General features: G+C 71.5%; 12 protein-coding genes. 7 read left to right on the plus strand and 5 right to left on the minus strand.

Going from position 1 to position 11,517, the window contains the following annotated elements; translation table 11 throughout:
• Positions 1-206: 206 nt before the first annotated feature.
• The gene (locus tag ACGF8A_RS10780) at positions 207-1,370 is read right to left on the minus strand and encodes a methyltransferase domain-containing protein (protein ID WP_393106419.1); all 1,164 of its coding nucleotides are present in this window, start codon (positions 1,368-1,370) and stop codon (positions 207-209) included.
• A gap of 153 nt (positions 1,371-1,523) precedes the next feature.
• Here ACGF8A_RS10780 and ACGF8A_RS10785 point away from each other — a divergent pair, with 153 nt between their 5' ends.
• From ACGF8A_RS10785 to groL, 4 genes are all read left to right on the plus strand, one after another.
• Positions 1,524-2,381: a polysaccharide deacetylase family protein gene (locus ACGF8A_RS10785; RefSeq protein ID WP_393106421.1), complete on the plus strand. Its 858-nt coding sequence runs from the start codon at positions 1,524-1,526 to the stop codon at positions 2,379-2,381.
• A complete protein-coding gene (locus ACGF8A_RS10790; RefSeq protein ID WP_393106423.1) occupies positions 2,378-3,175 on the plus strand; it encodes a polysaccharide deacetylase family protein in 798 nt (265 codons plus the stop codon). The genes ACGF8A_RS10785 and ACGF8A_RS10790 overlap by 4 nt, the downstream gene beginning before the upstream one ends.
• Before the next feature lie 269 nt (positions 3,176-3,444).
• Positions 3,445-3,753: a co-chaperone GroES gene (gene groES, locus ACGF8A_RS10795; RefSeq protein ID WP_201876789.1), complete on the plus strand. Its 309-nt coding sequence runs from the start codon at positions 3,445-3,447 to the stop codon at positions 3,751-3,753.
• 116 nt (positions 3,754-3,869) lie between these two features.
• Positions 3,870-5,498, plus strand: coding sequence for a chaperonin GroEL (gene groL / locus ACGF8A_RS10800; RefSeq protein ID WP_393106425.1), 1,629 nt, complete (start codon positions 3,870-3,872; stop codon positions 5,496-5,498).
• 66 nt (positions 5,499-5,564) lie between these two features.
• Here the strand turns inward: groL and ACGF8A_RS10805 are convergent, their stop codons facing one another.
• The 3 genes from ACGF8A_RS10805 to ACGF8A_RS10815 all read right to left on the minus strand — a co-directional run bounded on the left by ACGF8A_RS10805 (position 5,565) and on the right by ACGF8A_RS10815 (position 7,855).
• Positions 5,565-6,272 (minus strand): ester cyclase, encoded by a 708-nt coding sequence (locus ACGF8A_RS10805; RefSeq protein WP_393106427.1) that lies wholly within the window; start codon positions 6,270-6,272, stop codon positions 5,565-5,567.
• A gap of 58 nt (positions 6,273-6,330) precedes the next feature.
• Positions 6,331-7,104: an SDR family NAD(P)-dependent oxidoreductase gene (locus ACGF8A_RS10810; protein WP_393106429.1), complete on the minus strand. Its 774-nt coding sequence runs from the start codon at positions 7,102-7,104 to the stop codon at positions 6,331-6,333.
• 82 nt (positions 7,105-7,186) lie between these two features.
• The gene (locus ACGF8A_RS10815) at positions 7,187-7,855 is read right to left on the minus strand and encodes an MOSC domain-containing protein (RefSeq protein ID WP_393106431.1); all 669 of its coding nucleotides are present in this window, start codon (positions 7,853-7,855) and stop codon (positions 7,187-7,189) included.
• 79 nt (positions 7,856-7,934) lie between these two features.
• Between ACGF8A_RS10815 and ACGF8A_RS10820 the strand changes: the two genes are divergently transcribed.
• Complete coding sequence (locus ACGF8A_RS10820) at positions 7,935-8,831, plus strand: LysR family transcriptional regulator (RefSeq protein WP_393106433.1); 897 nt, start codon at positions 7,935-7,937, stop codon at positions 8,829-8,831.
• 90 nt (positions 8,832-8,921) lie between these two features.
• Here ACGF8A_RS10820 and ACGF8A_RS10825 read toward each other — a convergent pair whose 3' ends face one another.
• Positions 8,922-9,248 carry a WhiB family transcriptional regulator gene (locus ACGF8A_RS10825; RefSeq protein ID WP_393106435.1) on the minus strand — a complete coding sequence of 109 codons (327 nt, stop codon included), beginning with the start codon at positions 9,246-9,248 and terminating at the stop codon, positions 8,922-8,924.
• 380 nt (positions 9,249-9,628) lie between these two features.
• Between ACGF8A_RS10825 and ACGF8A_RS10830 the strand changes: the two genes are divergently transcribed.
• Positions 9,629-10,240 carry a response regulator transcription factor gene (locus tag ACGF8A_RS10830; protein WP_003948568.1) on the plus strand — a complete coding sequence of 204 codons (612 nt, stop codon included), beginning with the start codon at positions 9,629-9,631 and terminating at the stop codon, positions 10,238-10,240.
• Between the two features lie 618 nt (positions 10,241-10,858).
• On the plus strand, positions 10,859-11,446 hold the full coding sequence (locus tag ACGF8A_RS10835) for a sigma-70 family RNA polymerase sigma factor (protein ID WP_393106437.1): 588 nt from the start codon (positions 10,859-10,861) through the stop codon (positions 11,444-11,446).
• Positions 11,447-11,517: the final 71 nt, after the last annotated feature.

Genomic DNA, 11,517 nt, shown 5'->3' on the forward strand with positions numbered 1-11,517 from the left:
CCCGTACGGCTGATCGGCATCGGTTACGCCCCGTCAGGAGCCGTTCCCCCGTACCGTCGCGGCGGTGTCGCTCGTGCCGCAGTGGCGCCCGCGCCCCGCACCCGACCGGCGAGCACCGGGTTCCCTACGGCACCGACGCGGTGAGCCCCGGGCCGGCCGAGGGCTCCGCGATCGGCGAGGCCGTCGTCGCGCCCTGGGGGCTCCCGTCAGCTCGCCGGGTGGCCGATCAGCATCGTCGGGGCCCCCGCCACCCGGGTGAGGAACACCGTCGCGGAGTGCGGTCCCCGCGGCTTCACCTTCTTGCGCAGTTCCTCCGGTTCCACCGCCGAGCCCCGCTTCTTCACGGTCAGGATCCCCACCTCCCGCTCCCGCAGCAGGGCCTTCAGCTTCTTGACGTTGAAGGGGAGTTGGTCGGTGATCTCGTAGGCGGAGGCATACGGTGCGAGGTGCCGCTCGTCGGCGGTGACGTACGCGATCGTCTCGTCGATCAGCCCGCCGCCGAGCTCCGCGGCAACCTCGGCGACCAGATGGGCGCGGATGACCGCCCCGTCGGGCTCGTACAGATAGCGCCCGACGGGGCGAACCGCCGGATCGGGCAGGCCGCGGGAGCGCAGGGTGCGGGGGCCGGGGAGGAGGGTGGCGCGCACCAGGCCGGGCTCGGTGCCGAACCACAGCACCGCCTCCTTCACATCCCCGCCGTCCGAGATCCACTCCGCCTCGGCGGCGTCGGGAACCGCCTCGTGCGGGATGCCGGGCGCGACCTTCAGGGCGGCGTGCGGGGTGGTCGCCGCGGCCCGGACGGCCCAGGAGAGCGGGGGCGAGTACGCCTCCGGATCGAAGATCCGGCCCCGGCCGCCGCGCCGCGCCGGGTCCACGAACACCGCGTCGTACGCCGAGAAGTCCACCTCGGTGACGTCCGCCTCGCGCACCTCGATCAGCGCGTCCAGCCCCAGCGCCTCGGCGTTCGCCCGCGCGACGGCCGCCGTCGGCGCGTCGCGGTCCACGGCGAGGACGCGGATCCCGGCGCGGGCGAGGGCGATCGCGTCACCGCCGATGCCGCAGCACAGGTCGGCCACGGAGGTCACGCCCAGTTCGGCGAAACGCCGGGCGCGGTACGTCGCCACGCTCGCCCGAGTCGACTGCTCGACCCCGTCCGCCGTGAAGTACATCCGCCCGGCGTCCGCCGCCCCGAACTTGGCCACCGCCCGCTGCCGCAGCCGCGCCTGACCGAGCGCCGCCGACACCAGGCCGGCCGGGTGGTCGCGGCGCAGCCGGGTGGCGACGGCGAGTTCCTGGGCGGGGTCGGTGCCGCGCACCTCGTCGAGGAGGGCCTGGCCTTCGGGGGTGAGGAGAGGGGCGAGGTCGTTCACCGGGACATTGTCGGCCAGTCGGTGGATGGTCCGCCTCCGGCGGCGGTGTCAGCGCGGGCCGGGGGGTGGGGCCTGGGATGATCCGGCCCCATGGGACTAGTAGTACAAAATGACAAAAAAGGGCCGAATGGCCGCCACAGGGCCTCGACGACCATGGCGGGAGTCGCCGTACTGACCGCCGCCGCCCTCGCCTCGGGCTGCGCGCGGAGCGACGAGGCGCCCCCGCCGCCCCTCAAGGCGCCACCGGCCCGCGCCCTCGACGAATACGCCGCCGAACTCCGCGCCGAGCACGCCGCGCGGGTCGCCGCCGCGAAGCGCTGGGGCCTGAAGCAGACCCCGCTGAGGGCGCCGGCGCCGCCCGCGCGCAAGCCGCACATCACCACCCGCGAGGGATTCGAGGTGGACGGACACGAGGAGCAGGGGCTTCCGCCGGTCTTCACGACCGTCCCCACCAAGGAGAAGGTCGTCTTCCTCACCATCGACGACGGCGCCGAGAAGGACCCCGCGTTCCTGCGGATGATGACCGACCTCAAGATCCCGTACACCGCGTTCCTCAGCGACTACCTGGTGAGCGAGGACTACGGCTACTTCAAGAAGATGCAGGCCAGGGGGGTGACCCTGAACAACCACACCCTCAGCCACCCCTATCTGCCCGGCCTGTCCTACACCGAGCAGAGGGACGAGATCTGCGGCATGCAGGACGTCATCGAGCAGCGCTACGGCAAACGCCCGCTCCTGTTCCGCCCGCCCTACGGCAACTACAACTCCGACACCCTGCACGCCGCCAAGGACTGCGGCATCACGCACGTCCCGCTGTGGAACGAGGAGGTCTTCGTCGACCGCTGGGACTACCGCGAGTGGGACCGCGACATCCACCCCGGCGACATCGTCCTCAGCCACTTCCGGGGCACGGACGACTGGGCGGGCGAGATGCCCGACATGATCCGCGTCTTCCTCGACAAGATCACGGCGAAGGGATACGCGGTGGGACGCCTGGAGGACTACCTGTGACTCGGCGCGGGTGGACGGCCGGGGCCGCGGTGCTGCTGGCCCTGCTCGCCGGCTGCGCCCTGCCCGACCCCCCGCGCGGGCGGTCCGCGGAGGCGGGGGCGGCACCCGGCTCGACCGCCACACAGCCCCCGCCGTACCGCCGCTGGGGGCTGTCCGCGCCGCTCTCCCCGCCGCCCTCGCCGCTGCGCCACCCCGCCAGGCCGGCGGACGGGCTCGCCCCGGTCCTGGACCGCATCACGACCTCCCGCAAGGTCGTCTTCCTCACCTTCGACGACGGCGCCGAGAAGGACCCGCGCTTCGTCGACATGGTCCGCGAACTGCGCCTGCCCGTCAGCATGTTCCTCACCGACAGCGTCGTCGGCCCCGGCTACGGCCACTTCGCGCGCCTGCGCTCGGTCGGCGCGAGCGTGCAGAACCACACCCTCGACCACGCCGCCCTGCGCGGGCTCCCGTACGCCGGGCAGCGCGCCGAGATCTGCGGTCAGCAGCAGAAACTCCGCGCCCGCTTCGGTGTCCGCCCGCATCTGTTCCGGCCGCCCTACGGCACGTACGACACGACGACCCGCAAGGCGGCCGCCGACTGCGGCATCACGGCGATCGTGCTCTGGCGCGCAACGATGAACGCCGCCGACCTCACCTTCACCAAGGGCCCCGCCCGCCTGCGCCCCGGCGACATCGTCTCGGTCCCCTCGACCGAGAGCCCCGAGCCCATGCTGCGCGAACGCACGGCCCGCCTGCTCCGCCGGGTCCAGGAGGCGGGCCTGACCGTGGGACGGCTGGAGGACTACCTCTGAGGGGAAGGCCGGGGAGTGCGGGGCGGCTCCGGGGCGCCCGGCACGCCGCGCGAACCGCCGTACGGGGGCGCCGTACGGCCGACGCGCCACGGGCAACTGGCACTCCGCTTGACCGAGTGCTAACCACAGTCATAGTCTCGGGTCTGGCACTCCCCACTGGAGAGTGCCAACACAGCGACGGGCAGGTCCGGCACCCGCGACGACGGATCGACCTGGTCGCCACCTCAGACAGTTAACCCCGTGAGATCTCCGAAGGGGGAGGTCGGATCGTGACGACCACCAGCTCCAAGGTTGCCATCAAGCCGCTCGAGGACCGCATCGTGGTCCAGCCGCTCGACGCCGAGCAGACCACCGCCTCTGGCCTGGTCATTCCGGACACCGCCAAGGAGAAGCCCCAGGAGGGCGTCGTCCTGGCCGTGGGCCCGGGCCGCTTCGAGGACGGCAACCGCCTTCCGCTCGACGTCGCCGTCGGCGATGTCGTTCTGTACAGCAAGTACGGCGGCACCGAGGTGAAGTACAGCGGCGAGGAGTACCTCGTCCTCTCGGCTCGCGACGTCCTCGCGATCATCGAGAAGTAGTTCACCCACAGCACACCGCTTTGAGCTGCGCCCCTGGCACCCGCGACCGATAACGAAGCCGGGCGTCCGGGGCGCAGTTCATTTACCGCAGACTTTCCGAGAGGGCTCCCGCTGCCATGGCGAAGATCCTGAAGTTCGACGAGGACGCCCGTCGCGCCCTCGAGCGCGGCGTCAACAAGCTCGCCGACACGGTGAAGGTGACGATCGGCCCCCGTGGCCGCAACGTCGTCATCGACAAGAAGTTCGGCGCCCCCACCATCACCAACGACGGCGTCACCATCGCCCGCGAGGTCGAGGTCGAGGACCCGTACGAGAACCTCGGCGCCCAGCTGGTGAAGGAGGTGGCGACCAAGACCAACGACATCGCGGGTGACGGTACGACCACCGCGACCGTCCTGGCCCAGGCGCTGGTTCGCGAGGGCCTGAAGAACGTCGCCGCCGGCGCCTCCCCGGCCGCCCTGAAGAAGGGCATCGACGCCGCGGTGAAGGCCGTCTCCGACGACCTGCTGGCCTCGGCCCGCCCGATCGACGAGAAGTCCGACATCGCCGCCGTCGCCGCGCTGTCCGCCCAGGACCAGCAGGTCGGCGAGCTGATCGCCGAGGCGATGGACAAGGTCGGCAAGGACGGTGTCATCACCGTCGAGGAGTCCAACACCTTCGGCCTGGAGCTGGACTTCACCGAGGGCATGGCCTTCGACAAGGGCTACCTGTCCCCGTACTTCGTGACGGACCAGGAGCGTATGGAGGCCGTCCTCGACGACCCGTACATCCTGATCCACCAGGGCAAGATCTCCGCGATCGCGGACCTCCTGCCGCTGCTGGAGAAGATCATCCAGTCCAACGCCTCGAAGCCGCTGCTGATCATCGCCGAGGACGTCGAGGGCGAGGCCCTCTCCACCCTCGTCGTGAACAAGATCCGCGGCACCTTCAACGCCACCGCGGTGAAGGCCCCCGGCTTCGGCGACCGCCGCAAGGCGATGCTCCAGGACATGGCGACCCTCACCGGCGCCACGGTCATCTCCGAGGAGGTCGGCCTCAAGCTCGACCAGGTCGGTCTGGACGTCCTCGGCTCCGCCCGCCGCGTCACCGTCACCAAGGACGACACCACGGTCGTCGACGGCGCCGGCAAGAAGGAGGACGTGGAGGGCCGCATCGCGCAGATCAAGGCCGAGATCGAGGCCACGGACTCCGACTGGGACCGCGAGAAGCTCCAGGAGCGCCTCGCGAAGCTGGCCGGCGGCGTGTGCGTGATCAAGGTCGGCGCCGCCACCGAGGTGGAGCTGAAGGAGAAGAAGCACCGTCTGGAGGACGCCATCTCCGCGACCCGCGCCGCGGTCGAGGAGGGCATCGTCTCCGGTGGTGGCTCCGCGCTCGTCCACGCCGTGAAGGTGCTGGACGACAACCTCGGCAAGGAGGGCGACGAGGCCACCGGTGTCGCCGTCGTCCGCCGCGCCGCCGTCGAGCCGCTGCGCTGGATCGCGGAGAACGCGGGCCTGGAGGGATACGTCATCGTCTCCAAGGTCGCCGAGCTGGAGAAGGGCAGCGGTTACAACGCCGCCACCGGCGAGTACGGCGACCTGGTCAAGGCCGGCGTCATCGACCCGGTCAAGGTCACCCGCTCCGCCCTGGAGAACGCCGCCTCCATCGCCTCCCTGCTGCTGACGACCGAGACCCTGGTCGTCGAGAAGAAGGAAGAGGAGCCGGAGGCCGCGGGCCACGGCCACGGTCACGGCCACGCGCACTGACGCACGACCGCACCGAGGAGGCCCGGCACCGGAGGGTGCCGGGCCTCCCCGTTTCCCCTCGCGGGTCTACCGTTCCATCTCCTCGAACGCGCCCAGCTGCTCCATCAGCCCCAGCCGGTCGTACTCCCACCAGGCCTCGGCGAGCCTGCCGTCACCGGCGCAGCGGAAGACGGTCGTCCCCGTCATGGTGACGTCCTTGCCCGTGGCCGGGATGCCGAGGAAATCGCCCTTGTGCGTGCCCTTCCAGAACCATCGCGCGCACACCCGGTCGCCCTCCGCGATCAGGTCCTCGACGGTGAACTCGAAGTCGAAGCCGTCCCGCCACACGCGCAGCTCGCGCCGGACGTGATCCATCCCGACCACGTCCTCCACGTTCGCCGGATCGTGGTGGTGATGGTGCTCGACCATGACCTCGTCGAGCGGGGCCAGCTCCCCTGGCGCCGACGCCAGGGCGAAGAACCGCCGCACCGTCGTGCTGGACAGCTGCTCGTCCCGCACCACGTCCAGGTCGGTGAATTTCGGCGCCTCGTCGCAGAGCGCGACGATCTCCCGGAAGATCCGGTCGGTCTCCGGCAGCGTGGAGTTCCGCATCGCCTCCTCGTACGACGGGAACTCCACGATCTCGATGAAGTGCGACGCGTCGGTCCGGTCCTTGCCGATCAGACTGTGCGTCGCCGTCCGTTTGCCCCTGGTCTGCTCGACCCACGCGTCCATCAGCCGGTCCAGCTCCTGGAACCGGCTGGTCTTGCAGTCGATGACCTGCACGAATGTCATGGCGCCGCCTCCCGTCCCCCCTGGGCCCGGTGCACGCCTCCATTGTCCCCCGGGCGGCCTACTGCGGCCCGTACTTGCGTCCCGCCCGTGAGCTGACCCCGCCGAGCAGTCCGCGGGGTGCCACCTTCACCACACCCATGAGGGCCTTGTAGCGGGGGTCCGGGATCGAGACGGTCTTGCCGCGGGCCAGGTCGGCGAGGGCCGCCGCGACCAGTTTGTCCGCGTCGAGCCACATCCAGCCCGGGATGTTGTCCGTGCCCATGCCCGCCCGCTCGTGGAACTCGGTCCGGACGAAGCCGGGGCACAGTGCCATCAGCCGCACGCCGCTGCCCGCCAGGTCGCGGGCCGCGCCCTGGGTGAACTGCACGACCCAGGCCTTGGACGCGCCGTAGGTGCCGCGGGGGAGGAAGGCAGCCACCGAGGCGACGTTCACGACACCCCCGCGTCCACGCTCCCGCATCGCCCCGGTCGCCGCCGACGTCAGCCGCAGCACGGCCTCGCAGTGCACCTTGAGCATCTTCAGCTCGTCGGCCATGGAGACGTCGAGATAGCGGCCCTTGTTGCCGAAGCCGGCGTTGTTGATCAGGAGGTCGACGGGGTTCTTGCGGTCGACGAGGCGGGCGGCGACCGCCTCGATGCCGGTGTCCGCCGCCAGGTCCGCGGTGAGGACCTCCGCCTCGATGCCGTGCCGGTCGTGCAGTTCGGTCGCCTGCTCGCGGAGGCGTTTGGTGTCGCGCGCCACCAGGACGAGGTTGTGCCCGTCCGCCGCCAGCCGCCGCGCGAACGCGGCGCCGATTCCCGCGGTCGATCCCGTAATCAGAGCCGTTGTCATGGGCCAAGGGTAGTGACCCGGAAGGGCGGACGACGGCGGCCGAGGGTGAAGTTTTCGCGGGTTATGCCCTCGTGACCTGCGGTCAGGCGTCCTGCTGTGCCGCGTACCCGCGCGCCCTCGCCAGCCACTCCGGGTGCAGGGCGTCGCCCGCCTGAAGCAGCCGCGGCAGCAGCGCCGTCTGCGTCGTCCGCGCGCGGAAGGCCAGCGAGACGGTCACCTCGTGGGCGGGCCGGTGCACTATCTCCACGGGATCACCCGCACGGATCTCGCCGGGCTCGAGCACGCGCAGGTAGGCGCCCGGAGCGGCCTGCCGGGTGAACCGCTTCACCCATCCCCGTTCCCCCAGATGGCTCTGGAACGTCCGGCAGGGGATCCGGGGCGAGGTGATCTCCAGCAGCACCTGCCGCCCGATCCGCCAGCGCTCGCCGATCAGCGCGCCGGAGACGTCGATCCCCGTCGTGGTGAGGTTCTCGCCGAAGCAGCCGTTGGCCAGCGGGCGTCCCAGTTCCCCTTCCCACGCGTCGAGGTCCTCGCGTGCCATCGCGTACACGGCCTGGTCGTCGCCTCCGTGGTGCCGCGTGTGGCACACCGCGTCGCCGGCCAGTCCGCTGCCCCCGACGCCCTTGGGTCCGGGCGCCGCCACCCGGACGGGCTGGTCGACCGGGCGCTTGTCGATGCCGGTCACGCCTTCGGGGTTGTCCGTGCAGGGGACGGCCTGCACTCGGCCCAGGTTCACAGACAGAAGCCTCATGCCGGAACGGTAGGCGACGGCAGTCAAAGTGTCGACGAATTATTCGACGTCGTATCCAAGGCTCGCTTATGCTTGGTCCGTGATCGAGGCCCGTCATCTGCGCGTCCTGCGCACCGTCGCAGCCACCGGTTCGTTCTCCGCCGCTGGACGCGAGCTGGGCTGCACACAGCCCGCCGTCAGTCAGCAGATGAAGGCGCTGGAAGCGTCCGTGGGGACGCCCCTGCTGGTGCGCACCGGCCGGGAGATGCGCCTGACGCAGGCGGGCGAGGCGCTCGTCCGGCACGCCGCGGGCATCCTCGCCGGGCTCACCGCCGCCGAGGAGGAGGTCGCCGCGATCGCCGGGCTGCGCGCCGGTCGGGTCCGGCTGGTGTCCTTCCCCAGCGGCAGCTCCACTCTCGTGCCAACCGCCCTCGCCGCCCTGCGCGCCGCGCACCCGGGCACCCGGGTCTCCCTGGAGGAGTCCGAGCCGCCGCAGTCCGTCGACAAGCTGCGGGCCGGCGACTGCGATGTCGCTCTCGCGTTCCGTTACGAGGGGGCGGCGGGCGCCGAGGAGTGGGACGACCTGGTCGTACGGCCGCTGCTGACCGACCGCCTGGTGGCGCTGGTGCCCGAACGGCACCGGCTCGCGCGCTCGCGGTCCGTCGCCATCGGCGAACTCGACGGCGAATCGTGGATCGCGGGCTGCCCGCGCTGCCGCGGCCAGTTGATCGAGGTGTGCGCGGGCGCCGGCTTCACACCGCGCATCGACTTCGCCACCGACGACTATCCGGCGGTGGTCGGCCTGGTGGGCGCGGGCCTGGGGGTGGCGGTACTGCCACAGCTGGCGATCGAGTCCGTACGGCCCCGGGGGGCGCGTGCGGTGACGCTGGAACCGGCGGTGCGGAGGGAGATCGTCGCGCTGACGCTGCCCGATCTGGCGCAGGTGCCGGCGGTGCGGGCGACGCTGGACCAGCTGGCGCGGGCGGCGGCCCGGTAGCCACGCCCGTCAGGTCCCGGAGGGTCTTGGGCACCCCGTGGTCAAGGGTGGGAGCAGGCGCAGGTGTGCTCCATCTGGAGAAACGTTCCTTCAGGTGTTCGAAGCGGCATTGCCGCCTGTCGACGCCGGCACCAGCCGGTGGCGTGCCCGCCCCATGAGCTCCTCGCGCTCGTCCTCGGTCAGCCCGCCCCACACGCCGTACGGCTCGCGCACCGCCAGGGCGTGTGCCGCGCACTGCGCGCGGACCGGGCACCTCATGCAGACCTCTTTGGCCGAGTTCTCGCGAGCGCTCCGCGCCGCCCCGCGCTCACCCTCCGGATGGAAGAAGAGCGAACTGTCCACCCCGCGACAGGCGGCCAGGAGCTGCCAGTCCCAAAGGTCCGCGTTCGGTCCGGGAAGGCGGGAGAAATCTGCCATTGCGTGACCCCTTGTAGCCGTTCTGAGCGGATACGGTGCCCACGACCGTACATCTACGATCTAAGGAGATGAAAATATGACTCATTGCGAATCTAGCCTCAGACACCAGCAGATGGGAAGAAATGGGTCTAAATGGGGCATGGGTTGTGATGAAAGATTGTGGGTCTCCCGCGCATGTCTGCACCGTGTCCGTGCCCTCACGTAGAGTGCCGAAGACGGCGCACAGCCCCGTAACTCTTTCGAGTGACCGTCGTTGAGAGTGCGAGGCGGTTGAAAACACAAGCGCTCGGGCAGGCGTCCGAGACGGTCGACCGCACAGGTGACGATTTCGTACCAGCCTGGAGGCTCAAGGTGACGCGCATCAGCTGCGGAGGGCGGCCATGACTTCCGTCCTCGTCTGCGACGACTCCCCGCTTGCCCGAGAGGCGCTCCGCCGCGCGGTCGCGACCGTGCCCGGTGTCGAGCGTGTGACGACGGCGGCCAACGGCGAGGAAGTCCTCCGCCGCTGGGGTGCCGACCGCTCGGACCTGATTCTGATGGACGTACGCATGCCCGGACTGGGCGGCGTCGAGACGGTGCGGCGGCTGCTGTCCGCCGACCCCGGTGCGCGCATCATCATGCTCACCGTCGCCGAGGACCTCGACGGCGTGGCCCTCGCGGTCGCCGCCGGCGCCCGGGGGTACCTGCACAAGGACGCCTCCCGGGCGGAGTTGCGCGCCACGGTCACGCAGGCACTCGCCGACCCGACCTGGCGGCTCGCCCCGCGGCGGCTGCGGTCCGCCGAGATGGGGGCGGCGCCGACGCTCACCGCACGGGAGATCCAGGTGCTGGAGGGCATGAGCCACGGCCGCTCCAACGCCGAGATCGGCCGCGAGCTGTTCCTCTCCGAGGACACCGTCAAGACGCACGCCCGTCGCCTGTTCAAGAAGCTCGGCGCCTCGGACCGGGCGCACGCGGTGGCGCTCGGCTTCCGCTGGGGCCTGGTGCGCTGACGCGCGTCCCGGCGAGGGGGGGCGGCGAGTCCCCGCTCGGGTGCGGAGGAGGCGACACGATGGCGGTACCTCCCAGCCTGGCCCGGAGCGCCGGACCACGGCCCGGCGCCGCATGTGCCGGGCACGTGCGACCGCCGACGACGACCGGTGGTCCGCGCCGCCGGCGCGCCCGAGTGCCGGTGCTGCGACGGGCCGGTCACGGCCGCGTTCGTCAGCCGTCGGCTCGCTCCGCGCGCACCCGCTACCCGGGTTCGCCGTGTGCCGGTCCGGGTACCTCGCGGGCCGGGGATTTCCGAACGCCGTGGGCGGAAGGCGGGCGTGCGGGTGATCGCGTCGCCCGGAGCGCCGTCGTGCGTGGTCACAGCCGCCGCGCCGGGAGCCCGGGCCGGGGCGGGACGGGCGTCGACGGCGGGTGCGGCGGGGCCGGCCGGTGGGCGGCCGCTGCTCGTTTCGGCGCGGATGCCGCATCCTTGAGGTGTGGAGTTCCTCGGGGACGAGTCGGTCGAGCGGAAGGGGAGGGCGCAGGGGATGACTTCCGGCGCACCTACTCATAACGCTTCGGTGCACAACAACGGAGGCAGTGCCGCGGACCATCCGGCCGCAAGGCACCATGGACCGATGCGTGACGACGAGGCGGCCACAGCCCGAGGGGCGATCGGTGCCCTCGTCCATCGCGCGGTCGACGGGGACGAGCAGGCGACGCACGACCTGCTCGCCCATGTACACCCGCTGGCGCTGCGCTACTGCCGCACCCGGCTGTCCCGGCTCCCGGGGGACGCGCGCCACTTCGTGGAGGACCTGGCCCAGGAGGTCTGCGTCGCCGTCCTGCTCGCGCTGCCGCGCTACCGGGACACCGGGCGCCCCTTCGAGGCCTTCGTCTTCGCCATCGCCGCGCACAAGGTCGCCGATCTCCAGCGGGCGGCCATGCGGCATCCCGGCTCGACGGCGGTCCCGTCCGACGAGATGCCCGAGCGGCCGGACGACTCGCTCGGCCCCGAGGAGCGGGCGCTGCTCAGCAGCGACGCCGAGTGGGCCAAAAAGCTGCTGGCCAACCTGCCCGAGAACCAGCGCGAGCTGCTGCTGCTGCGCATCGCCGTGGGCCTCACGGCGGAGGAGACCGGCCAGATGTTGGGAATGTCACCAGGGGCCGTCCGGGTGGCCCAGCACCGCGCGCTGAGCAGACTGCGGGCGCTGGCCGAGCAGTAGTCGGGCCCGGCGGATGAACACGCGAGAGCGGTGTTCCGTACGAACATACGAAGCCCGCGATCGGCCACAAC

This window comes from Streptomyces sp. NPDC047706 (genome assembly GCF_043204795.1).
In the GTDB taxonomy this organism is placed as follows: Bacteria; Actinomycetota; Actinomycetes; order Streptomycetales; family Streptomycetaceae; genus Streptomyces.